General features: G+C 73.9%; 18 protein-coding genes. 13 read left to right on the top strand and 5 right to left on the bottom strand.

Features of this window, described 5'->3' with window-relative positions:
- Positions 1 to 57: 57 nt before the first annotated feature.
- From murG to HD595_RS01985, 9 genes are all read left to right on the top strand, one after another.
- Positions 58 to 1,134 carry an undecaprenyldiphospho-muramoylpentapeptide beta-N-acetylglucosaminyltransferase gene (gene murG / locus HD595_RS02025; protein ID WP_253765259.1) on the top strand — a complete coding sequence of 359 codons (1,077 nt, stop codon included), beginning with the start codon at positions 58 to 60 and terminating at the stop codon, positions 1,132 to 1,134.
- Complete coding sequence (gene murC, locus HD595_RS02020) at positions 1,131 to 2,531, top strand: UDP-N-acetylmuramate--L-alanine ligase (protein WP_253765258.1); 1,401 nt, start codon at positions 1,131 to 1,133, stop codon at positions 2,529 to 2,531. The genes murG and murC overlap by 4 nt, the downstream gene beginning before the upstream one ends.
- 127 nt (positions 2,532 to 2,658) lie before the next feature.
- The gene (locus HD595_RS02015; protein WP_253765257.1) at positions 2,659 to 3,321 is read left to right on the top strand and encodes a cell division protein FtsQ/DivIB; all 663 of its coding nucleotides are present in this window, start codon (positions 2,659 to 2,661) and stop codon (positions 3,319 to 3,321) included.
- 380 nt (positions 3,322 to 3,701) lie between these two features.
- The gene (gene ftsZ / locus HD595_RS02010; protein ID WP_253765255.1) at positions 3,702 to 5,120 is read left to right on the top strand and encodes a cell division protein FtsZ; all 1,419 of its coding nucleotides are present in this window, start codon (positions 3,702 to 3,704) and stop codon (positions 5,118 to 5,120) included.
- A gap of 301 nt (positions 5,121 to 5,421) precedes the next feature.
- On the top strand, positions 5,422 to 6,171 hold the full coding sequence (locus HD595_RS02005) for a YggS family pyridoxal phosphate-dependent enzyme (RefSeq protein ID WP_253765254.1): 750 nt from the start codon (positions 5,422 to 5,424) through the stop codon (positions 6,169 to 6,171).
- Positions 6,172 to 6,309: 138 nt separating this feature from the next.
- Positions 6,310 to 6,810 carry a cell division protein SepF gene (locus HD595_RS02000; RefSeq protein WP_253765253.1) on the top strand — a complete coding sequence of 167 codons (501 nt, stop codon included), beginning with the start codon at positions 6,310 to 6,312 and terminating at the stop codon, positions 6,808 to 6,810.
- Positions 6,811 to 6,890: 80 nt separating this feature from the next.
- On the top strand, positions 6,891 to 7,181 hold the full coding sequence (locus tag HD595_RS01995) for a YggT family protein (protein ID WP_175588708.1): 291 nt from the start codon (positions 6,891 to 6,893) through the stop codon (positions 7,179 to 7,181).
- A gap of 106 nt (positions 7,182 to 7,287) precedes the next feature.
- Entirely contained in the window at positions 7,288 to 8,160 is an 873-nt protein-coding gene (locus HD595_RS01990) for a DivIVA domain-containing protein (RefSeq protein WP_175599338.1), read from the top strand.
- 45 nt (positions 8,161 to 8,205) lie between these two features.
- Positions 8,206 to 10,617 (top strand): hypothetical protein, encoded by a 2,412-nt coding sequence (locus tag HD595_RS01985; protein WP_253765252.1) that lies wholly within the window; start codon positions 8,206 to 8,208, stop codon positions 10,615 to 10,617.
- Positions 10,618 to 10,730: 113 nt separating this feature from the next.
- Here HD595_RS01985 and ileS read toward each other — a convergent pair whose 3' ends face one another.
- Positions 10,731 to 13,877 (bottom strand): isoleucine--tRNA ligase, encoded by a 3,147-nt coding sequence (gene ileS / locus HD595_RS01980; RefSeq protein WP_253765251.1) that lies wholly within the window; start codon positions 13,875 to 13,877, stop codon positions 10,731 to 10,733.
- Positions 13,878 to 14,332: 455 nt separating this feature from the next.
- On the opposite strand from ileS, the gene HD595_RS01975 reads away from it, so the two are divergent.
- From HD595_RS01975 to HD595_RS01965, 3 genes are read left to right on the top strand one after another with little or no spacing between them, the layout of a single operon-like run.
- Entirely contained in the window at positions 14,333 to 14,722 is a 390-nt protein-coding gene (locus HD595_RS01975) for a TraR/DksA family transcriptional regulator (RefSeq protein WP_175588704.1), read from the top strand.
- Positions 14,686 to 15,258, top strand: coding sequence for a signal peptidase II (lspA, locus tag HD595_RS01970; RefSeq protein WP_308211093.1), 573 nt, complete (start codon positions 14,686 to 14,688; stop codon positions 15,256 to 15,258). The genes HD595_RS01975 and lspA overlap by 37 nt, the downstream gene beginning before the upstream one ends.
- Positions 15,255 to 16,184: an RluA family pseudouridine synthase gene (locus HD595_RS01965; protein ID WP_253765250.1), complete on the top strand. Its 930-nt coding sequence runs from the start codon at positions 15,255 to 15,257 to the stop codon at positions 16,182 to 16,184. The genes lspA and HD595_RS01965 overlap by 4 nt, the downstream gene beginning before the upstream one ends.
- Positions 16,185 to 16,307: 123 nt before the next feature.
- On the opposite strand, the gene HD595_RS01960 is transcribed toward HD595_RS01965, so the two are convergent.
- The 3 genes from HD595_RS01960 to HD595_RS01950 form a co-directional block, all read right to left on the bottom strand.
- On the bottom strand, positions 16,308 to 17,837 hold the full coding sequence (locus HD595_RS01960) for a serine/threonine-protein kinase (protein WP_253765249.1): 1,530 nt from the start codon (positions 17,835 to 17,837) through the stop codon (positions 16,308 to 16,310).
- Between the two features lie 61 nt (positions 17,838 to 17,898).
- Positions 17,899 to 19,446 (bottom strand): serine/threonine-protein kinase, encoded by a 1,548-nt coding sequence (locus HD595_RS01955; RefSeq protein WP_253765248.1) that lies wholly within the window; start codon positions 19,444 to 19,446, stop codon positions 17,899 to 17,901.
- Between the two features lie 10 nt (positions 19,447 to 19,456).
- Positions 19,457 to 21,370, bottom strand: a complete 1,914-nt coding sequence (locus tag HD595_RS01950) for a serine/threonine-protein kinase (RefSeq protein WP_253765247.1) — start codon at positions 21,368 to 21,370, stop codon at positions 19,457 to 19,459.
- Between the two features lie 284 nt (positions 21,371 to 21,654).
- Between HD595_RS01950 and HD595_RS46565 the strand changes: the two genes are divergently transcribed.
- Complete coding sequence (locus tag HD595_RS46565; protein WP_308211092.1) at positions 21,655 to 22,593, top strand: chorismate mutase; 939 nt, start codon at positions 21,655 to 21,657, stop codon at positions 22,591 to 22,593.
- Between the two features lie 30 nt (positions 22,594 to 22,623).
- Here HD595_RS46565 and HD595_RS01940 read toward each other — a convergent pair whose 3' ends face one another.
- Entirely contained in the window at positions 22,624 to 23,682 is a 1,059-nt protein-coding gene (locus HD595_RS01940) for an SGNH/GDSL hydrolase family protein (RefSeq protein ID WP_253765246.1), read from the bottom strand.
- Positions 23,683 to 23,794: the final 112 nt, after the last annotated feature.

Here is a 23,794-nt window from a genome sequence, read left to right as displayed (position 1 = left end):
GCGCGGCGGGGCATGACGTGAGAGACGGGACGCTGGGCACGACGTGAGGGAGTGGACATGAGGGTGGTCCTCGCCGGTGGCGGGACGGCCGGCCACATCGAGCCGGCGCTCGCCCTTGCCGACGCGCTGCGCCGCCTCGACCCGGGCGTCGGCATCACGTGCGTGGGCACCGAGCGCGGCCTGGAGACGCAGCTCGTCCCGGCCCGCGGCTACGACCTGGAGCTGGTGCCGGCCGTGCCGCTGCCCCGGGCCCTCACCCCGCGGCTGCTCACGGTGCCCGGCCGGCTGGCGGGCGCCGTCAACGCCGTCGCCGCCGTGCTCGACCGCGTCGCGGCCGACATCCTCGTGGGCTTCGGCGGGTACGTCGCCACGCCCGCCTATCTCGCCGCCAAGCGGCGCGGCCTGCCGATCGTGGTCCACGAGGCCAACCCGCGCCCCGGCCTGGCCAACCGGCTCGGCGCGCGGCTCGCCGACCACGTCTTCAGCGGCTTTCCCGAGCCGGCCCTGACCGGCGCCGCCTACATCGGCACGCCGCTGCGCCGCGAGATCGCGACGCTCGACCGGCTGTCCACGGGCGACAAGGCCCGCTCCTGGTTCGGGCTGGAGAACGACCGGCCCACGCTGCTCGTCTTCGGCGGCTCCCGGGGTGCCAGGTCGCTCAACCAGGCGGCGCTGGCCGCCGCCCCCGCCCTGCGCGCCGCCGGCATCCAGGTGCTGCACGTGCTCGGGCCGGACAACGTCCCCGACCACGAGCCGCCGCCCGGCGACCCCCAGTACGTCCTGCTGCCCTACGTCGACCGCATGGACCTCGCCTACGCCGCCGCCGACCTCGCCCTGTGCCGGGGCGGGGCGATGACCTGCGCCGAGCTGACCGCGGTGGGGCTGCCCGCGGCGTACGTGCCGCTGCCGCACGGCAACGGCGAGCAGCGCGTCAACGCCGAGCGCATCGTGGCCGGCGGCGGCGGGCTCGTGGTCGACGACGCGGAGCTGTCCGCCCAGTGGATCGTCCACCACCTGCTGCCGATCCTGCGCGACCCCGAGCGGGTCGCCGTCATGTCGGAGGCGGCCGCACGCCTCGGCCGCAAGGACGCCGATATCATGCTCGCGAGGAAAGTCTTGGAGATAGCCGGATGAGTCTGGTCAAGCTGGTCGAGCCCATCGCCGCCGAGGACCTGGGCCGGGTCCACTTCATCGGCATCGGCGGCGCGGGGATGTCGGGCATCGCCCGCATCCTGCTCAAGCGCGGCGTGCGCGTGTCCGGCAGCGACGCGCGCAGCAGCGATCTCGTGGGCGAGCTGCGCCGGCTCGGCGCCACCGTGCACATCGGGCACGCCGCCTCGCACATCAGGGACGTCGACACCGTCGTCGTCTCCACCGCGATCCGCGACTCCAACCCCGAGCTGGGGGAGGCGCTCAAGCAGGGGCTGCGCATCATCCCGCGCGCCGCCGCGCTCGCCTCGGTGATGGCCGGCCGCACGGCCGTCGCCGTCGCCGGCACCCACGGCAAGACCACCACCACCTCGATGCTCACCGTGGCGCTGCAGAAGTGCGGCGCCGACCCGTCCTACTGCGTCGGCGGCCAGCTCGTCACCACCGGGCTCGGCGCCGACGAGGGCTCCGGCGAGGTGTTCGTCGCCGAGGCCGACGAGAGCGACGGCTCGTTCCTCATGCTGGCCCCCGACATCGCCGTGGTCACCAACGTCGAGGCCGACCACCTCGACAACTACGGCGACCCGCGCGCCGTCCACGACAGCTTCGCCCGCTTCAGCGAGCGGATCGGCTCCCTGCTCATCGCCTGCGCCGACGACCCGGGCGCGGCCGAGATGGCCGAGGCCGCGCGGGCGCGCGGCCTGCGGGTGCGCACGTACGGCGAGGCGGGGGAGCTGCGGATCACCGACGTGCGGCCCGACGGCTTCGGCACGCGCTTCACCGTCGAGGGACGCGGCGAGGTCAGGCTGGCCGTGCCCGGGGCCCACAACGCGCTCAACGCCACCGCGGTGATCGCCGTGGCCGACGAGCTGGGCCTGCCGTTCGAGGAGATCAGGGACGGGCTGGCGGCCTTCGGCGGGGCCAAGCGGCGCTTCGAGGCCAAGGGGGAGGCGGGCGGCGTCGCCGTGTTCGACAGCTACGCCCACCACCCGACCGAGCTGGCCGCCGACCTGCGGGCCGCGCGTGACGTGGTGGCCTCCTACTCGGGCGACGGGCGGGTCGTCGCGATCTTCCAGCCTCACCTGTACTCGCGCACCCGCTTCTTCGCCGACGACTTCGGCGCGGCTCTCGCGCTGGCCGACGAGGTGATCGTGCTCGACGTCTACGGCGCCCGCGAGGACCCCGAGCCGGGCGTGTCGGGGGCGATGGTCGCGGGCCGCGTGCCGCTGCCGGCCGAGCGGGTCGCGTACGAGCCCGACCGGACCGCCGTCCCCAACCTGGCGGCGTCGCGCGCGCGGCCGGGCGACATCGTGCTCACCATGGGCGCCGGCGACGTGACGGAGCTCGGCCCCCAGATCCTGGCGGAGCTCTCCGGCCGCTGACGCCCCCACGGGGCCCTACCGGCCGCGCCCCGGGCCGGGCCGCGGGCGCGCCTCGGGCGGCGCAGGCGGGGCTCGGCGTAGGTTCGATGCCGTGATCGGGACGGATGATCGTGCAGCCGGGAGAGTGATGAGGGCGCGGACGGCGTTGCTGGTGCTGCTGACCGTGGGCGTGGTCGGCGTCGCGGCGTGGCTGGTGTTCTTCTCGCCCGTCCTCGGCGTCCGCTCCGTGGAGATCGTGGGAAATCTCACAGTGCCCCAGGACCGGGTCAAGGAGAAGGCCGCGGTGCCCTCCCTGCACCCGCTGGCCACGGTCGACCTGGAGGGGGTCGAGGCCCGGGTCCTGACCCTGCCGCAGCTCGCCACGGCCAAGGCCGAGCGGGTCTGGCCGGGGACGCTGCGCATCCGGGTCACCGAGCGCCGCCCGGTCGCCTCCCTGCCCGTGGGCGGGCGGGCCGCGCTGGTCGACGCGCACGGCGTGGTGATCGAGGTCAGGGATCTGGCACCGGCCTGGCTGCCGGTGCTCAAGGTCGACCGGCCGGCCGCGGGCGACCCGGCGACCATGGCCGCCCTCAAGGTCGTCCAGTCGCTGCCCGGCTCGCTGGCGGGCAAGGTGCGCCAGGTGAGCGCCACCACGGCCGAGGGCGTGTCGCTGGAGCTGACCGACGGCCGCACGGTCTTCTGGGGCGGCGCCGAGCGCGGCGAGGAGAAGGCGCGCATCCTCGCGCGGGTGCTGGGGCGCAAGGCCGACGTCTACGACGTCAGCTCACCGGACGTCGTCACCCTCAAGTGATCTTATCGCGGCGCATCTGGTAATGATCCTTACCAGCCGCCGGGCGGACGCGTTTCCGCCGTCCGATCAGCGGGGGCGCGAGAGGTTCGCCGCGCCTGTGCGCGCCGGCGGCCCGGGCGTGAGAGCCTGTACGCGGGACGTACGGCGGAGGGGTGCCCCGACCTGGCGAGATCACAGAGCGAAACGGACAGCCCGCGACACGCCGGACGCGCTTGCGGCGCGGTTAGTTGACCCGCCCGGAGCGTAACTCCTACTGTCCGTATCAATCCTCAGGTTGACATAAATCTGAATCTCAACTTGAGGTTGAGACTTACCCGAACTGAGAACGCGGAGACATCCGCACCGAAATGGCAAGTAAACGAGCGGAAAGGCCCCTCGTCGTGGCAGCACCGCAGAACTACCTCGCGGTCATCAAGGTCGTCGGCATCGGCGGCGGCGGAGTCAACGCCGTCAACCGGATGATCGAGGAGGGACTCAAGGGCGTCGAGTTCATCGCGATAAACACCGACGCCCAGGCGCTGCTGATGAGTGACGCCGACGTCAAACTCGACGTGGGCCGCGAGCTCACGCGCGGACTGGGCGCCGGCGCCAACCCCGACGTGGGGCGCAAGGCGGCGGAAGACCATCGTGAGGAGATCGAGGAGGTCCTCAAGGGGGCCGACATGGTCTTCGTGACGGCCGGCGAGGGCGGCGGCACCGGCACGGGCGGCGCGCCCGTCGTGGCCAACATCGCCCGGTCCCTCGGCGCCCTCACCATAGGCGTCGTGACCCGGCCGTTCAGCTTCGAGGGCCGGCGCCGCGCCATGCAGGCCGAGGCCGGCATCGAGACGCTGCGCGACGAGGTCGACACCCTCATCGTGATCCCCAACGACCGGCTGCTGTCGATCTCCGACCGGCAGGTGAGCGTGCTCGACGCGTTCAAGGCGGCCGACCAGGTCCTGCTGTCCGGTGTCCAGGGCATCACCGACCTGATCACCACGCCCGGTCTGATCAACCTCGACTTCGCCGACGTCAAGTCGGTCATGTCCGGCGCCGGCTCGGCGCTCATGGGCATCGGCCACGCGCGCGGCGACGACCGTTCGGTCGCGGCGGCCGAGATGGCGGTCTCCAGCCCGCTGCTGGAGGCCAGCATCGACGGCGCCCACGGCGTGCTGCTGTCGATCGCGGGCGGGTCCGACCTGGGCCTGTTCGAGATCAACGAGGCGGCGCAGCTCGTGTCCATGGCCGCGGCGCCCGACGCCAACATCATCTTCGGCACGGTCATCGACGACGCCCTGGGCGACGAGGTGCGCGTCACCGTCATCGCCGCCGGCTTCGACGACGTGCCGCCGCCGGTGGAGAAGCTGCCGCGCCCGCAGAGCCGCCCCGCCGCGCAGGCCGCGCCGCCGGTCTCCGCCCCGGTACGGCCCAGCGTCGCCCCGCCGACCGTGAAGGCCGAGCCCGCGCCCCGCGTGGAGCCCCGGCCCGAGCCGCGCGCGGAGGTGCGGCCCGAGCCGAGGCCCGACTTCCGTCCCGAGCCCCGTCCGGAGCACCGGCCCGAGCTGAGGGCCGAGCCGCGGCCGGAGCTGCGGGCCGAGCCGATGCGGCCCGTGGAGAGCGTCCCCGAGCCCGCGCCCGACCCCGAGCCGGTCGCCGTGGCCGAGGAGCCGCCCGGCCCCGTCTCGATCCCGCGGCCCACGCCCGAGCCGGCCAACCCGCCCACCCCGATCACCTCCCGCATGTCGGAGCCGGCCAAGCGTCGCCCGGTCGTCTTCGAGGAGCAGGAGGAGGAGCTCGACGTCCCCGACTTCCTCAAGTGACCGTCGCGCCCTCGCCGCTCCGCTCCCGTTCACAGGGGACGGCGGAGCGGCGCCGCTGTGTGCGGGGGCGCCTCGGGCCGTCGTGACGGCGCACCGGGGGAGCCGGGGCGCCCGGCGAGGGGGCCGGGAGGCCGTCCGTGCGGCCGTGTGCCGTACAAGACGGTCGCGATGATCGGCCCGGTCGGCGGGACCGGACGGGCACCGGGCATGATGGTGGCCTGCGGGAAGCCGCGAAAGGCCCCATGACTGAGGCGGGACGAACAGGGCAGTCCCGAAGTCCTGAGGGGAAGGGACAAGGGCGATGAGGCGGGACGAGATCGCGGCCGGACCGGCCGACGTCGAGCGGCGGGACGAGGTCGAGCGGCGGGACGAGATCGCGGCCGGGCTGGCCGACGTCGAGCGGCGGATCGCGGAGGCGTGCCGCGCGGCCGGGCGCGACCGCGGCGAGGTCACGCTGATCGCCGTCACCAAGACCCGCCCCGCCGAGGACGTGCGGATCCTGGCCGACCTGGGCGTGCGCGACGTCGGCGAGAACCGCGACCAGGAAGCCGCGCCCAAGGCCCACGAGCTGGCCGCCCTGCCCCTGACCTGGCACTTCGTCGGCCAGCTGCAGACCAACAAGGCGCGCTCCGTCGCCGGTTACGCCGACGTCGTCCACTCCGTCGACCGCCTGCGCCTGGCCGCCGCCCTCAGCAAGGAGGCCGGGCGGCTGGGCCGCGAGATCGGCTGCCTCGTCCAGGTGTCCCTGGACGACGACCCGGGCCGGGGCGGCGCTCTGCCCGCCGACGTGCCGGCGCTGGCCGACGAGATCGCCGCGCTCGGCCACGTCTGGCTCGGCGGCGTCATGGCCGTGGCGCCGCTGGGCGAGGACCCGGGCAAGGCGTTCGCGCGGCTGCGCGAGGTGGCGCAGGCCGTGCAGGAGAACCATCCGCGCGCCACCATGATCTCGGCGGGGATGAGCGACGATCTGACGGAGGCCGTCGCGCACGGCGCGACACACGTGCGGATCGGTACGGCGTTGCTCGGCCGTCGCAAGCCCTTCGTCAGGTAATGTCCCCTCAAGTGGGCTTCAGGCCCGCGCATCCAGTAGAGGTCGATCAGCGGTGAGCTTCAAGGGGGTACGGCTACCGCCTCGGGCGCTGCGACAGGCCCGAGCGAGTGCGACCATGAGCAGGAGGACGACGTAGCGATGGCCGGCGCGATGCGCAAGATGGCGGTCTACCTCGGTCTCGTGGAGGACGACCGTTACGAGAGGTACGACACCTACCCGGACGAGTACGCCTACGAGGACGAGGCCCCCCGCACCGGCGAGGAGCGGCCCGTGCCGGTCCAGGACCGCGACGAGGAGACCGACCCGGGCGTCCCCGCGCCCCGGCCCGCCACGACCGTCCTGGAGCGCCGTACGACCGATCTGGCCCGCATCACCACCCTCCACCCCCGCACCTACAACGAGGCGCGGACGATCGGCGAGCACTTCCGCGACGGCACCCCCGTCATCATGAATCTGACCGAGATGGTTGACAGCGACGCCAAGCGCCTGGTCGATTTCGCGGCAGGTCTGGTCTTTGGCCTACACGGCAACATCGAACGTGTTACCAACAAGGTGTTCCTGTTGTCCCCTGCCAATGTCGAGGTGACCGCCGAGGACAAGGCTCGAATCGCGGAACGCGGGTTCTTCAACCAGAGTTAGAGTCTCTGTATGCCTATCGCACCCGACCGGGTCTCGCCGAGGCCCGCAGGGCACACCAGAAGGGGAGGCGCGGCCAGCCCGTGGCGATCGTAAGTCAGATCTTGGTCGTCGTCCTGTCGCTCTACCTGGTGCTGCTCATCGGCAGGATGATCTTTGAGACGGTCCAGGCGTTCGCCCGCCAGTGGCGGCCCACCGGGGTCGTGCTGGTGCTGGCCGAAGCCACATACACCGCAACAGACCCACCCCTCAAGTTCCTCCGCCGTTTCATTCCTCCGCTCCGGTTGGGTACGGTGGCCTTTGACCTGAGCTTCACAGTCCTCTTCATCGTGGTCCTGCTCCTGATCCAGATCGTGGGATGGATGGGCCGGTGAGGGGGACCGCGGGGCACCGGTCGAGATCCAACTCGTGTCCGCGCTGAAGTGATTCGGGATCCCCGTCCCTCCGGACAGACTCCAAGCGCGCCAAGGAGACCAAAAGATGCCGCTGACGCCCGCTGACGTGCGGAACAAGCAGTTCAGTACGACCCGGTTGCGACCGGGCTACGACGAGGAAGAGGTCGACGCCTTTCTCGACGAAGTCGAGGCCGAGCTCGACCGCCTGATCCAAGAGAACGAGGAGCTGCGCGCCAAGCTGGGCGAGTGCCTGCGCGGGAAGGTGCCGGGCGGCATGAGCATGCCCATGGCCTCCGCGCCGGTGCAGGAGCAGCCCAAGCCCGAGATGATGGCGCCCCCGCAGCCCGAGCCCATGCGGGCCCCGGAGCCGCAGCCCCAGCCCCAGCCGGTCCCCGTGGCCATGAACATGCCTCCCGCCGAGGACAACATGGACACCGCGGCCCGCGTGCTCGCCCTGGCCCAGCAGACCGCCGACCAGGCGATCGCCGACGCCCGTCGCGAGGCCGACGAGACCGTCACCCGCGCCCGCCGCGAGGCCGACGAGATCCTCACCAAGGCCCGCCGCCAGGCCGAGCAGGTCATCGGCGACGCCCGCGCCCGCGCCGAGACGCTGGAGCGCGACGCCCAGGAGCGCCACCGCCAGGCCATGGGCTCCCTCGTCCAGACCCGCGACGAGCTGGAGCGCAAGGTCGAGGAGCTGCGCAGCTTCGAGCGCGAGTACCGCAGCCGCCTCAAGCTGTACCTGGAGAACCAGCTCGCCGAGCTCAACGTCTCCGCCGAGGGCAGCGGTGCCTTCCCGGTGATGTCGGGTGGTCCGGCGGCAGCGGCTCCGGCCATGTCCCACGCCGTGCCCCAGGGCGCTCAGCAGCCGCTCCCCGGCGGCCCGAGCCCGTTCGGCGGCGACGGCCCGCAGGGCGCTTTCCCCGGCGGTGACGGTCCTCACAACGACCGCCGGTAAAGTAACGGGTCGACCACCAGGCCCGTCACTTCGAAAGAGCCCTCTGTGATCCTCATCAGCGCTGGTTTGGTGCTCGCGGCGGTCGTGCTGCTGATCGCGGGCTTCGTCGCGGCCAAGGTGTACCTCATCATGTGGTCCATCGTGGTCAGCGTGCTGTCCGCGCTGTTCCTGGTGATCGGGGCCTTCCTGCGGCGTCACGAGCTGTTCCCCAGTGGTGGGCGGGCCGCCGAGCCGGCCGCCCCTCCGGTGGGGCACGTGCCGCCCGGCATGCCGTACGGCCAGACCGGCCCGACGGCCGTGCCGCAGACCGGCCCGACGGGAGCGTCGCCGTCCCCGCGTCCGCGGGTGCAGCAGACGGCGACCGTCCCCGCGTCCGCCGCGCGCCGCGCGCCGGCGACGGGGATCTCCCCCGACGCGCTCGTCCTGGTGATCCCGGGGCGCAAGCGCTACCACGTCGCGGGGTGCCGCCAGCTGGTCGGCCGGGATCACGAAGAGCTCACCTACGAGGAGGCACGCGAGGAGGGCTTCACGCCCTGCACGACGTGCCTGCCCGACGCCGCCCTCGGCGGCCGGCAGCTGCCCCCGGCAGCCGACCCCGAACCGGCGGCCTCCACCGGGTCCACGACGTCGTCCGCCCCCCCGGCGTCGTCCGGTCCGGCCCCCGCCGGCGGCTCCAAGACCTCCGCCGGCGCCGCCAAGGTCTCCACCGGCAGCCGCGCCGAGTCGGCCGGCTCCGAGGAGCCCGACGACTCCTCCGCGTCCACGCGGATCCTGCGCCCGCCGGCCCCCACCGGCACGGGCCGTCCGCCCGCCGCGCCGAAGCCCGCCGCGCCCCCCGCGAAGGCTTCCACCCCCGGCACGGATCCCGCCGCCAAGCCCGGCTCCACACGCCCGTCCGAGCCCGCCTCGGGTTCCGGTGCCAAGCCCGGCTCCGCGCGTCCGTCCGAGTCCGCTTCAGGCTCCGCCGCCAAGTCCGGCTCCGCGCGCCCGTCCGAGCCCGCCTCGGGTTCCGGTGCCAAGCCCGGCTCCGCGCGTCCGTCCGAGTCCGCCTCGGGTTCCGCCGCCAAGTCAGGCTCGACCACCTCTGGTTCTTCCGGCCCCGGTGTCGCCGGCGCCGGTTCCGGCAGCGCGGGTTCGGCCGGCGCGGCCAAGCCCGCCGCGACCAAGCCTGGCGCGGAGCGTCCCTCCGCCGCCTCGCCGTCCTCCGGCCCCGGGCGCGCCTCCGGTGAGGCCGCCAAGGACGAGGCCGGGTCGGGCTCGTCCTCCAAGCCGTACGCGTGGTTCGCCCGTCCGGCGTCCGACGGCGAGGACGCACCCAAGAAGACCTCCGGCGGCACCGCCTCGGGCGCTTCGGCCAAGGACGCCCCCGATGAGGACACTCCGGGGGACGCGTCCGGCAAGGGCACGCCTGGCAAGGGCGCACCCGGCAAGGGTGCTGCCGGCGAGGGCAGGCCGGCTACGCGTCCTTCGGCCGCCGCTCCCGGAGCGGGCTCCGGTGACGACGAGGACGACGACCAGCAGACCTCTCCTTCGGTGGCGTTCACCCCTCCGGCCGCGCGCGGTCCGAAGGCGCCCGCCGGCCCGTCGGTTCCGGCGGGGTCCCGGCCGGGCGAGGCGACCCAGATCTTCCCCGTCCGCTCCGAGGGGGTCGCCAGGCCCGCCACGGGCGCGGAGGCCAAGGACCGGGCGCTGGAGCGGCCGACGGCGGCCGACGACGAGCAGGGGCCGGAGACGCGGCCGCAGCGCGCCGTGTCCGCCACCGGTGAGCCGGTCGAGCCCCCGGCCCGCAAGACCGGGGCCCGGGATGTCCCCGTCCGGCCCGCGTCGGCCTCCGAGTCGTCCGCCAAGCCGAAGGGCCCGCTCCCGGGCGACGCCTCCTCGGGCGAGAAGGCCCCGGCTGCGGGTGGCGCGAAGACCTCAACCTCCGGAGCCGCCTCCTCGGGTGCGAAGACCCCGCCCTCGGGTGCCGCCTCCTCGGGTGCGAAGACCTCGGCCCCGGGTGCTGCTACCTCGGGTGCCAAGCCTGCGGCCTCCGTGGCTTCCTCCTCGGGCGCATCGAGCGGCCCGAGTGGGCCCTCCACCCCCAAGACGCCCAAGGGCTCGGCGGGCGGCGCCGAGGACTCCACCTCGGACGGAGAGGGATCCGGCGCGGACGCCAAGGACGCTCCCGCGAACACCAAGAGCGCGGCATCCGGCACCAAGCCCGCGAGCGCCGGGAAGACCTCCACCGGCGCCGAGGAGCCGGTCAAGGGCTCCAAGGCGGCCTCCGGCGGAGCAGCGAACGCCTCCGCCACCGTCAAGGTGATCGAGGGGACCAGCCGCTACCACGCCACCGCCTGCCCCCTCGTCCGCGCCGTGGGCGACTCGGGCGTCCTCACCATGACCCTCGCCGAGGCGGAGGAGGCCGAGCTCACGCGCTGCTCGGTCTGCCGCGAGGACGACGACGCCGACGACTGACGGCCCTTGCGCACCGGCCCGCGCCACGCGAGAGCCGGGCCGCTCGTCGATGCCAGGAGGCCGGGAACGCGAAAGGCGGGACACCCCCGAAGGGGCGCCCCGCCTCCCGCAGGTCAGACGCGCCTGAGCTGGAAGCTCAGGCCCAGGTCCGCGTCCTCGTGGACCGGCAGGCCGTCCTGCGCCCCCTCCGTGACGGAGGTGGCCAGCACCTCCTCCGCCACCAGCGACCCGCCCGACGTCAGCGCGGCGGCCAGGTCGGCGTTGGCGGACGTCCACCACAGCGCGATCCGGTCGGTGATCGACAGGCCCGACGCCTTGCGGGCCTCCTGCACCAGGCGGATCACCTCGCGCAGCAGCCCGGCCCGGCGCAGCTCGTCCGTGAGCTCCAGGTCGAGGGCGACGGTCTCACCGGTGCCGGTGTCGATCGCGCCCGTCTCCACGGCCCAGCCGGAGCGCGGCTGCTCCGTGACGATCACCTCGTCGGGGCCGAGCGCGACCTCGCCGAGCTCGCCCGCCTCCAGCGTGACGGTGCCGCCGCCGCGCAGCGTGCGGGCCACCGACGCGGCGTCGGCCGCGCCGACCGCGGCCGCCACCAGCTTGGTCTGTGAGCCGAACCGCTTGCCGAGCGCCCGGAAGTTCGGCTTCACCGTGTACGACACGAGGTCGGCGCTGAAGCCGGACATGTCCTCCAGAGCCTGGACGTTCAGCTCGTCGGCGATGAGGTCGCGCAGCTCGGCCGGGAGCGCCGGCCAGCCGTGCGCGCCGACCAGGGCCCGCCGCAGCGGCTGCCGGGTCTTGACGCCGGAGGAGGCGCGGGCCGAGCGGCCCAGCTCCACCAGGCGGCGCACCAGCGCCATCTGCTCCGACAGCGCCGGGTCCAGCAGCTCCTCGCGGGTGACCGGCCAGGAGGCCAGGTGCACCGAGGCGGGGGCGTCCTCGCCGCGCAGCACGTCCCACAGGTAGTCGGTGACGAACGGCGCGATCGGCGCCATCAGCCGGGTGACCGTCTCCAGGCACTCGTACAGCGTCGCGAACGCCTCCCGCGAGCCCTGCCAGAAGCGGCGGCGCGAGCGGCGCACGTACCAGTTGGACAGGTCGTCGAGGAAGTCGGCCAGGCGGCGGCCCGCCCGCTGCGTGTCGTACTCGTCGAGCGAGGCCGTCACCTCGGCGACCGTGCGGTGCAGCTCGGCCAGCGCCCACCGGTCGAGCAGCGGACGCTCGGACGCCGGCGGCGCGGCGGCCAGCATCGCGGGCGACCACGACTCGGCGTTGGCGTACAGGGTGAAGAAGGAGGCGGTGTTCCAGTAGGTCAGCAGGACCTTCCGGACGATCTCCTCCAGCGCGTTGTGGCCGACGCGGCGGGCCGCCCACGGCGAGCCGGAGCAGGCCATGAACCAGCGCAGCGCGTCGGCGCCGTGCTGGTCCATCAGCGGGATGGGCTCCAGCACGTTGCCGAGGTGCTTGCTCATCTTGCGGCCGTCCTCGGCCAGGATGAGGCCCAGGCAGAGCACGTTCTCGTACGACGACTGCCCGAACACCAGCGTGCCGACGGCCATGAGCGAGTAGAACCAGCCGCGTGTCTGGTCGGTGGCCTCGCAGATGAACTGCGCCGGGTAGACGCCCTCCGGCTTGCCCCGCGCGCCCCACTGGGCGAACGGCATCGAGCCCGAGTCGTACCAGGCGTCGATCACGTCCGGCACCCGGCGCGCCTCGGCCCCGCAGTCGGGGCAGGGGAAGGTGACGTCGTCCACGTACGGGCGGTGCGGGTCGAGCGCGGAGACGTCGCGGCCGGCGAGCGTGCCGAGCTCCTCCATCGACCCGACGCAGGTGACGTGCGACTCGTCCTCGCCGCACACCCACAGGGGCAGCGGAGTGCCCCAGTAGCGGGAGCGCGACAGCGACCAGTCGACGTTGTTGCGCAGCCACTCGCCGAACCGGCCCCACTTGATCGTCTCGGGGAACCAGTTGGTCTTCGCGTTCTCGGCCAGCATCGCGTCCTTGACCGCGGTGGTGCGGATGTACCAGGACGGGAGCGCGTAGTAGAGCAGCGGGGTGTGGCAGCGCCAGCAGTGCGGGTAGCTGTGCTCGAAGTGGCCGCCGCGGAACAGCAGGCCGCGGGCCCGCAGGTCCTCGGTCAGCTCCTCGTCGGCGTCCTTGAAGAACCGCCCGCCGACCATGGGCACGTCGTCGAGGAAGCGCCCGTCGGGCCCGATCGGGTTGACCACCGGCATGTCGTACCGCTTGATCACGGCCATGTCGTCGGCGCCGAACGCCGGCGCCTGGTGGACCAGGCCGGTGCCGTCCTCGACGGTCACGTAGTCGCCGAGCACCACGTAGTGGGCGCCCGGGATGTCGACCAGGTCGAACGGCCGGGAGTAGGAGGTGTGCTCCAGCTCGCGGCCGGTGAAGCGGGCCACCTCGGTGGCGCCGTCACCCAGCACCGACAGCAGCGGCTCGGCCACCACCAGCACCTCGCCGGCGGCGGTGCGCGCGGCGACGTAGGTCACGTCGGGGTGGACCGCCACCGCGGTGTTGGACACGAGCGTCCACGGCGTGGTGGTCCAGATGAGCAGCGAGGCGCCCAGCTCGGCCAGCCGCCCGGAGGTGGCGGGCATGCGGACGTAGACCGACGGGCTGGAGACGGTCTCGTAGCCGCCCGGCTGGCCCAGCTCGTGGTCGGACAGGCCGGTGCCGCAGCGCGGGCAGTACGGCGTGATGCGGAAGTCGCGGAACAGCAGGCCCTTGTCGAAGACGACCTTGAGCGACCACCAGACCGACTCGATGTAGGAGGGGTCCATGGTCCGGTAGGCGGTGGACAGGTCGATCCAGTAGCCCATGCGCTCGGTCATCTGCTCGAAGGCGTCGACGTGGCGCAGCACCGACTCGCGGCACTTGGCGTTGAACTCGGCGATGCCGTACGCCTCGATGTCCTTCTTGCCGGTGAGGCCGAGCTCCTTCTCGATGCCGACCTCGACGGGCAGGCCGTGGCAGTCCCAGCCGGCCTTGCGCGGCACGCTGAACCCCTGCATCGACTTGTAGCGGGGGAACAGGTCCTTGAAGACGCGGGCCTCGACGTGGTGGACGCCGGGCAGGCCGTTGGCCGTGGGCGGGCCCTCGTAGAAGACCCAGGCGGGGTTGCCGTCGTTCTGCTCGACGGAGCGCTCGAAGACCTTCCCGTCCCTCCACCGGTCGAGGACCTCACGCTCGAGCGCGGGCAGGTCGACCTGCGCGGGAAGAGAGCGGAAACTAGGGGAAGACATCTGGGGCGCGCCTCCACGCGGTCACTGTCGGACAGGATGCGTGAAGGGACGAAGCCGTGCGGCTCCGCGGTACCACCCTTCTTGACCCCGGTGACCCGGGGCCCACTTCGTTGGTCTGCTGCCGGTTCTAATGAGCTCCGGGGAGCCGTTCTTCCGGCGGCTCCGGGGTGATGTCCCTCACATTGTGGCGGGCCCCATCGACGCCTTGCAGATTCACACCATAACGCAGAGCGGGGCCCGGGTCTTCCCGGTTTCCCTGGTGAGGCCCCTGGCTCCGGTACGGAACTCGTAAACGGCGACAAAGTTGCGGGAATGGACTGCCCGCCGGAGGAGTTGAAGGCGCGCGGCGGGATAGTACGGGAGAGGTAAACGGGGCGGCGGGTCGTTTGCCGTTCCGTTATAGGGCACCTAAGCTGCCCGCACCACTCATGGCCTTGATCAGCATGGAGGCACTCATGGCGGCAGTCACGCAGACCACCACTCCCTCGATGTGGTCGGACGAGGAGCTGGCCGAGGTACGCGGCACGCTGCAGCGCGAGATCGACGAGCTCAACGCGGACATCCGCCGTCATGAGTCCGAGATCGCCTCGGGTGATGTGACCCAGGGCGCAGGTGACGACCAGGCGGACGCCGGCGCCAAGACGTACGAGCGCGAACGCGAGATCGCCCTTACCCTGAATGCGCGCGACCTGGTCGCGCAGAACGAACGTGCGATCGCCCGGATCGACGCAGGGACCTATGGAGTGTGCGAATCGTGCCACAAGCCGATCGGCAAGGAGCGCCTGCAGGCGTTCCCGAGGGCGACGCTGTGCGTGGCCTGCAAGCAGAAGGAGGAGCGCCGGTAGCGAGGCGGCGCGCCCGCCTCGTCGTCATCCTCGTGGCGCTGGCCGTCGTCGTCTACGTGGCCGACCTCGCCAGCAAGACGGCCGTGCTGCGGGCTCTTGAGGGCAAGGCGCCCCTGGTCGTCATCCCGGACGTGCTGCAGTTCCGGGTGTTCTTCAACTCCGGTGCCGCGTTCAGCATCGGCACCGGGATGACGATAGTCTTCACGTTCATCGCCGTCGGCGTCGTGTTCGCGATCATCCGCACGGCCCGCAAGCTGCGCAGCCTGCCGTGGGCGATCACGCTGGGGCTGCTGCTCGGCGGGGCGCTCGGCAACCTGACCGACCGGCTGCTGCGCTACCCGTCGGGGTTCGGCAGGAGCACCCAGTTCCAGGGGCACGTGGTCGACTTCATCGAGGTCCTGCCCGGGCACTTCCCGGTGATCGACTATTTCCCGATCTTCAACGTGGCCGACTCGGCGATCGTCTGCGGCGGTGTCCTGGCGGTATTCCTGGCCTGGCGCGGCTACCAGATCGACGGAACGAGGGAGGGCAAGTGAGCGAGCACCGCAGCCTCCCCGTGCCCGACGGGCTGGAGGGCGAGCGCCTGGACGCCGCCCTGTCCCGGCTGTTCGGCTTCTCGCGCACCCGGGCGGCCGAGCTGATCGGTGCCGGCGAGGTGACCGTCGACGGCCGCGAGCCGGCCAAGTCCGACCGCGTCCAGGCGGGCGCCTGGCTGGAGGTCACGCTGCCGCCCCCGGTCACCACGCCCATGCCCGTCGCCGAGCCGGTGCCCGGCATGCGGCTGGTGTACGAGGACGACGACATCGTCGTGGTGAACAAGCCGATCGGCGTCGCCGCGCACCCCACGGTCGGCTGGACCGGCCCCACCGTGATCGGCGGGCTGCTGGGCGCCGGTCACACGATCGCCACCAGCGGCGCCGCCGAGCGCCAGGGCATCGTGCACCGGCTCGACGCCAACACCACCGGCGCGATGGTCGTCGCCAAGAGCGAGCACGCCTACTCCCACCTCAAGCGCGCCTTCAAGGAGCGCACGGTCGACAAGCGCTACCACGCGCTGGTGCAGGGCCACCCCGACCCGTTCCGGGGCACGGTGGACGCCCCCATCGACCGGCACCCGTCGGGCGACGGCCGGTTCGCGGTCGTGGCGGGCGGCAAGCCGTCGGTCACCCACTACGACACGATCGAGGCGTTCCGGGCGGCGTCGCTGCTCGACATCAAGCTGGAGACGGGCCGCACCCACCAGATCCGGGTGCACATGTCCGCGCTGCGCCATCCCTGCGTGGGCGACCTGCTGTACGGCGCCGACCCCACGCTGGCCGCGCGCCTCGGCGTCGGGCGGCAGTGGCTGCACGCGGTGTCGCTCGGGTTCGAGCACCCGTCGAGCGGCGAGTGGATGTCGTTCCAGACCGACTATCCCGAGGACCTGCAGCAGGCCCTCGACCTGGTCCGCGCCGAGTCCTGACCGCGCCGAGTCCTGACCGTGCCGGGCCCTCGTCGCCCGGCCCTCGCCGCCTGTCCTGCTCCTGGCCGCGTCCGGCCCGCCTGTCGTCAGGCGTGCCGCCGACCGCGCCGGGTCCGTCCGTCGTCAGGCGTGCTTGCCGTGCTTGGCCTTCTTCGGCTTCTTGACCGCGCGGCCCGTGCCGGCCGGGTCCACCTGGCCGGGCTCGCGCGACGCCTGCTCGTCGGCCTTCCTCGACTTGCCGGGCGTCGGCTTCTTGGTCGCCTTGACGCTGGGCTTGGTCGTGGGCTTCCTGGTGGGGGTCTGCGTGGGCTTCCTGGTGGGCTTGGCGCTGGGCTTCGTCGGCTGGGTGGTGGGCTCGCGCGTGGCCCTCGACGTGGGCCGGTGGGTGGGGCCGCCGGTGGGCACGGTGCCCTGCCGTACGGGCCGCCTGCCGGAGGGGGTGGCCGGGGTGCTCGTCCTGCGGTCGGTGGCGGGCTCCGTGCCCGGCCCCTTGCCGGGCTTCTCGGACGGGACCGCGGAGGAGACCACGGCGGGGACCGTCGCCGGCGTACGGGCGCGACCGGCCGGCTGGTTCGTCCACCAGGCGGCGCCGCCCGTGAGGACGGCGACGGCCGCGGCCCCCGCGACGAGCGCCGCCAGCGGCGGCCTGCGCCTGCGGGCCGCCGCCGGGACGGGCACGGGGGGAGTCGCCTCGGCCGCCGGGGCCGGAGCGGCGTGCGCGGCGGCAACGGCGGGGGCGGCGCCCGCGACGTCCTTGAGCGGCGCGCCCTGGGCGGCGCCGGGGGCGGTCACGCCGCCCGCCGGGACAGCGACCGGGGCCGTCGGCTCCGGCGCGCTGCCCGCGACGACCGCGTGCAGCCGCCAGCGCGCCTCGTCCAGGCTCATCCGCTCCGCCGGGTCCTTGCGCAGCAGCCCGAGCAGCACCGGCGCGAGCGCGCCCGCGCGGGCCAGCGGCGGCGGCTCGGAGTGCAGTACGGCGCCCAGCGTGGCCAGCGCGTGCGCCCGCTGGAAGGGGGAGTGGCCCTCCACGGCCAGGTACAGGGTCACGCCCAGCGACCACAGGTCCGACTCCGGCACGGCCTGGCCGCCCGCGGCCCGCTCCGGCGCCATGAACGCGGGCGTGCCGACGAGGATGCCGGTCCTGGTGACGGGCGCCTCGTCCTCGGTGGTGGCGATACCGAAGTCGGTCAGCACCGCCCGGCCGTCCTCGGCGAGCAGCACGTTGTCCGGCTTGACGTCGCGGTGCAGGACGCCGGCCGCGTGCGCGGCGCGCAGCGCCTCCAGCAGTTGCAGGCCGATCTCCGCCACCCGGGCCGGGGGCAGCGGCCCCTCCTCGCGCACCAGCTCGCCCAGCGTCCGCGACCGGACGAGCTGCATGACGATCCACGGGTGGCCGCCTTCCTCCAGCACGTCGTAGACGGCCGCCACGCCGGGGTGCGCGACCCGGCCCGCGGCCCGCGCCTCGCGGAAGGTGCGCACGCTGAACACGTCGCGCTCCGGACCGTTGAGGTCGGGCGGCGGGTGGATCTCCTTGACGGCCACGTCACGGCCGAGAACCTCGTCGTGGGCGTGCCAGACCGTACCCATGCCGCCCTGGCCGATGGTCCTGAGCAGCCGGTAGCGTCCACCGACCATTACCGCTGAATCGGACATGCGGGCCGCCTACCCGATAAAGCCCCTCCCAAGCGCACACCTCGCCGGATTAAAGACCGGGTCAGAGCGTGGCGAACGTGCCGGTGAAGGTGTCGAAGTAGCGGCGGTCGCGGCTCCACCTGGAGTCGGGCGCCTCCCAGTACAGCGCGTACGGCCGGCCCGCGGTGGTCCGGAATCCGCGGTTGAGCACGTGCACGAGGGCGCCGGCGCGCCGCCACGTGTACTCCCAGTCGGCCGCCGGCCGCCCCAGGAACGTGGTCGGCTCGATGCCGATCCGGTGGTAGCCGGGGAACTCGCCCCGGCCGAGGATCTCCTTCTCCAGCCCCTGCCAGTGCCGCACGGGCCCGGGCCACGACCCCTCGGGCACGGTCCACTCGACGATGAACATGCCCGGGACGCCGGGGCCGCGCACGGTCACGCTGTCGCGGGTGGAGCTCTTGACGACGGACCAGCCGCGCGGGACGGCCATGGAGAAGCCGCCCTCGGCGTTCCGGTACGCGCGCCAGCCCGGCGGCACGTCCATGCCGCTCCCCCCGGGGGTGGCCGTCGCGCTCGGCTCCGCCTTCCCGGTCGGCTCGGTGGCCTCCGGGGTGGCGGTGGGGGTGGGTTGGCCTGTCGTGGCCGGTGTGCCCGTCAGCGCGGAGGAGGTGCCGCCCTGAGCCAGGAGGCCGCTCGCCCGGACCACCAGCAGCGTGCCGCCCGCGGCCAGCACCGCGGCCAGCGCGATCGCGGCGGGCACCATGAGCCGCCGCCGCGCGGGCGGGCGCCCCCGGGAGGCCGACACGGGGACCGTGTGGCCGGAGGGGGCGGAGGCGATCATCCCCAGCAGGTGCGCCGCCTCGCCGGCCGGCATCCGGGCCGCCGGGTCGCGGCGCATCATCCCCGTGATCACCGGGGTCAGCGCGCCCGCGCGGACGGGCGGCGCCGGGTCGTCGTGCAGGATGGCCGCCACGGTGGCCGCCCAGGAGTCGCGCCGGTACGCCGGGGCGCCCTCCACGGCCGCGTACAGCGTCGCGCCCAGCGACCACAGGTCGGACTCGGGCCGCGCGGGCTCGCCGTTGAGCCGCTCGGGCGGCATGTACGCGGGCGTGCCCACGAGCCCGCCCGTGGCGGTCAGCCCCGGCTCGGCCTCCAGGGTGGCGATGCCGAAGTCGGTCAGCACGACCCGGCCGTCGTGCGCGAGCAGCACGTTCTCGGGCTTGACGTCGCGGTGCAGGACGCCGGTGGCGTGGGCGGCGCGCAGCGCGCCGAGCACCCGCTCGCCGATGAGCGCCACCCGCTCGACCGGCAGCGGCCCCTGCTCGGCGAGCACCTGCGCCAGCGACCGCGACGGGACGAGCTGCATGACGATCCACGGCCGCCCGTCCTCCTCGACGACGTCGTGGATCACCACCACCGACGGGTGGTCGAGGCGGCCGGCCGCCCGCGCCTCGCGGATGGTGCGGCGGTTGAGGTCGGCCCGCTGGTCGTCGCCGACCCCGGTGTAGCGCACCTCCTTGACCGCGACCGTGCGGTCGAGCAGCCGGTCGTGGGCGCGCCAGACCACGCCCATGCCGCCCTCGCCGAGCGGCTCGATGAGGCGATAGCGCCCGCCGACCTCCTTGCTCACGCGGCGCAGCCTACTTCGCGGGCTTGAAGGTGGCGCAGAAGCCCTCGAAGAAGTGGTAGTCGTCCTCCCAGTGGTCCTTCAGCGTGTGCCAGTAGATGGCGTACGCCTTGCCGTTGTCGGTGATGAAGCCGCGGTTGCGGACCCGGGTCGGGCCCGTGTTGGTGTTCCACGTGAAGTCCCAGTCGGCCGCGGCCTTCTGGTAGTCGACCTTCTTGATGCCGAGCTTGTGGTAGCCGCCGAAGTTGTTCTTGAGGTCCGGTTCCTGCTTCTTCCAGTCCTTGTAGGGGTCGCTGCCCGCCTTCTTCGCCGTCTCGATCATGAGGTACGCGTTGGAGGCCCCGCCCGGACCCTTGAACAGGACCTGCCGGCCCCGCCGGTCCCACACGTCCCAGTCCTTGGGCAGCCCGACGGAGAAGCCCCACTTCTTGTCCTTGTACATGTGCCAGCCCTTGGGCAGCGCGTCGGCCGGATCGGGCGTCTTCTCCTCGGTGGGGGTCGGCGACGCGGTGGGGGTGGGCGTCGCCGACGGGGACGGCTTCGCGTCCGACGGGGACGCCGAGGCCGGCGCGGACGGCGACGCCGGGGTGGAGCCCTTCGCGGACGTGGCGGGCCCCGTGGCCGAGGCGTCGGCCGACTTGACCGGGCGGTCGTCGGGGGCCGAGTTCAGCCCGAGGTAGCCGCCCACGCCCGCGACGAGGGCCACGGCGGCGGCCGCCGCGACGACCGGGCCCAGGCGGCGGCCCGATTCGGACCGCGACGAGCCGACCGTGGGCTCGTCCGCCTTGTCCGGCTCGGGGGCGGCCGCGGTGATGCGCACGCCGGTCTCGGGCGGGGTCGGATCGTGGCCGAAGCCCTTCGAGCCTCCCGACACGGGGGCGCGCGGGGCGGGCGCGGGGCGCGCCGGCTCGGGCGCGAGCAGGTTGGGGTCGGTCGGCGTGTCGTCCTCGACCGGCACCGCCTGCTGAACGGGCGGCTGGACGGGCGGCGCCTGGCGGCCGAAGCGGCGGCGGGGCCGTGTCCCGGCCTCGGCGGACGGCTGGGCCGGGAGCTGCGCGGTCGCCGCCGGCATCTGCGCCGTGGGGGCGGGAGACTGCTGCGGCACCGGCGGCGTGATGACCTGGCGCAGCATGCGCGCCGTCTCCTCGTACGTGGGCCGCTGGACCGGCTCCTTGGCGAGCAGCAGGTCGATCACCCCGGCCAGCGGGCCGGCGTGCGGCGCGGGGTCCGGCGGGTCGGTGAGGACGGCGTGCATGGTGGCCAGCGCCATGCCCCGCTCGTGCGGCGAGCGGCCCTCCAGGGCCGTGTAGAGCGTCGCGCCGAGCGACCACAGGTCGGACTCGCGCCGCGCCGGCAGGCCCTTGAGCCGCTCGGGCGCGATGAACGCCGGGGTGCCGGCCAGGCCGGTCACCGTGAGCTGCGTCTCGGTCTCCAGCGTGGCGATGCCGAAGTCGGTGAGCACGACCCGGCCGTCGTCGGCGAGCAGCACGTTCTCGGGCTTGACGTCGCGGTGGAGCACCCCCGCCTCGTGCGCCCGGTGCAGCGCCTCCAGCACGGCCAGGCCGATCTCGGCGACCCGGCGCGGCTTCAGCGGCCCGTCCTGCTTGATGACCGCGCCCAGCGAGCGCGACGGGACGAGCTGCATGACGATCCAGGGACGGTCGTCCTCCTCGATCACGTCGTGCACGACGATCACGTTGGGGTGCTCGAACCTGGCCGCCGCCCTCGCCTCGCGCATCGTGCGCCGGTTGAGGAGCTGCACCTCGTCGCCCAGCGCGGCGGCGTAGCGGACCTCCTTGACCGCGACCTCACGGTCCAGGAGCTCGTCATAGGCCCGCCACACGATGCCCATGCCGCCCTTGCCGATGGGTTCCTGCAACTGGTAGCGGCCGGCGATGCGGCGTCCGTCCCGTTTGCGATCCGACATCAACGGCCTCAAACCCCTCCTCTAGGCCAAGAAATACTCCCATAGCGAGGGATCAACGGCGACTCGCCCGAAGGACAGTCCGCCATGTGAGAAGGACAGTCCAGCAGGTGGAGGGCGGGTGTAGGGTTTCGGACATGACTTGTCGCCACGCGTTTACCGAGCCGGCTCCGGGAGGGCCGGTCGTGAGCTAGCGACCACCTGGAGTCGGCACCGGCAGAGACGCCTCGTCTCTGCCTTTTTCGTTTCGCCGGCTCCGGCGAGCCGGCCCTGGATGAGGAGCCGAGATGTCTTCGACCTTGGAACGCCGCGTGGTCACGCTGGGCGGGGCGCGCGTGGGCGCGGGACCCGCGGTGGTGATCGCGGGCCGGATCAGCCTGCGCGCCCGCCCGGTCGCCCGCCCCCATGACGGCCCCACGGACGGGTGGCCGCCCCCGGGAGCCCGTGACGGGCTGGCCGGGAGGGTGCCGCTCGTGGAGCCCGCGGGCGCCGGCGACCTGCCCGCCGTCGCGGCGCGGGCCGACGGCGTGGTGATCGGCGCGTCCTGGACCCGCGACATCCCGCTGGTGCGCGCCGCGGCGGCGCTGGGCCTGCCCGTGGTGGTGGAGCGGCGGCCCTCGGCGTCGCTGGAGGAGTGGCTGGGGCTGGCCGACTACTGCGCGATGGAGGGTGGCGGTGAGGTGATCCTGTGCGAGACCGGCCGGCTCGACCTGGGGCTGCTGCGCGCGGCCCGGGAGGCGTCGGGGCGCCCGGTCGTGGCCGACGTCACGGGGCGGCCCGGGCTGTCGGCGGCCGCGGTCGCGGCCGGCGCCGACGGCCTCGTCCTGGGCGGCCTCCCGGCGGCCCCGGGGGGCGAGGGCGAGGACGCGTACGGGATGGGTGTCGTGGACCCGGAGGAGCTGCGGGCGGCGCGGGAGGCCGTGACGCTCGTCGGGGCGCTGCTGCGGCCCGAGACGCCCGCCACGCTGCCGGAGTGCCGGGAGGCGATCGACCGGGTCGACGCGGCCCTGGCGACGCTCCTGGAGCGGCGCGCCGAGCTGGCGGGCGTCGTGCAGACGCTCAAGCCGGTCGGCGGGTTCGCGGGCCGCGACATGGAGCGGGAGCGGTCGCTGGTCGCGCGCATGGCCCGCCGGGCTCCGGCGCTGGGCGAGGAGCGCCTGGCGGCCGTCATGAACGCGGTCATCGAGGCGGGCCTGCACCTGGCCGAGGAGCGCCGCCGCGCGTGACGGCGGCTCACCGGGCCGGCGGGGCCCCGCTCACGGCCGGGAGAGGACGAAGTTGTTCAGCGGGCGGCCCGGCCCCGTGACGATCTGCCGGTCGACCAGCTCGGCGAGGCGCCGGTAGCCGGCGCCCGTCGGGTGGAAGCTGCGGCTGTCCACGCTCAGCTCCTTGACGTGCACGATGAGCCGGTTGAGGTACGGCTGCGCCGTGCCCGCCTCGTGGCCGTCGAACGCGTCGTAGGCGTCCACGAACTCCACGCTGCCCGGCCCGCCGAACGCCGCGACCGCCCGGTCGAAGCCCGCCGCCGCCTCCCGCATGACGTCGTTGAGCCGCCGGGTGACGCGGTTGAGCCAGAGCTGGTCGTCGACGCCGAGGTTGTCCACGCGGTCGGCGGGGCGGGCCGGGAACGGCCTCGGGTAGCCCAGCACGACGATCCGGGCCTGCGGGGCGCGCGAGCGCAGCTCCCGCAGCACGCCGTGCAGGCTCGACCGCAGCCCGTCGACGCGCCGCGCCACCTCGGCGTCCTGGTCCACGCACGCCGACGACCAGGGCAGCTTGACGATGCAGGCGGTCAGCACGCGGGCGAACCCGGCGTCGTTGCCGCCGATGGTGACCGTCACCAGGCTGGTCGAGCGGTCCACCCGGGCCACCTGGGGGCGCTGGCCGTGCTGGCCGCGCAGGAGCTGGCCGGTGGTGGCGCCGCTGCACGCCCAGAAGCCGGCGCCGCCGCCGAAGCGGTGGGCGCCCGCGACGAGCGGCACGTACGAGCCGAGCGCCCGGTGGCAGGGGGCCGCGCCCTCCCCGGCGGGCAGCCGGCCCGGGTCGGGCTCCGCGCCGGTACCGCCGTCGCCGTCGTCCTGCCCGGCCGGGGCGTAGACGCCCTCGCCGGAGGAGTAGGAGTCGCCGAGGCCCGCGTACGAGCCGCTCAGCGCGACCTGGACGGCCGTCAGCCGGGTGGCCCGGGGAAGGTTGCCCGCGGGCGGCGCCGTGGCCGGACAGCCCGCCTGGAGCGCCGCGCAGGCCAGCCCGCCGTACCAGCCCAGAGGGAGCCCCGCGACGGCGACGAGCACGCCGAGCAGGGCGGCCGTCACCATGGGGACGATGCCGACGATCCCGCGCCTTTCCAGCCCTGCCTCCCGAAAGCCCCCGCGGCGGTCGGAACGCCCCGATTCGCCGGACCGCACGAGCAGCGTAACCGGCGCCGCG

Source organism: Nonomuraea roseoviolacea subsp. carminata (assembly GCF_024172185.1).
Taxonomy (GTDB): Bacteria; Actinomycetota; Actinomycetes; order Streptosporangiales; family Streptosporangiaceae; genus Nonomuraea; species Nonomuraea roseoviolacea.
This window is presented reverse-complemented; position numbering and strand designations above follow the sequence as displayed.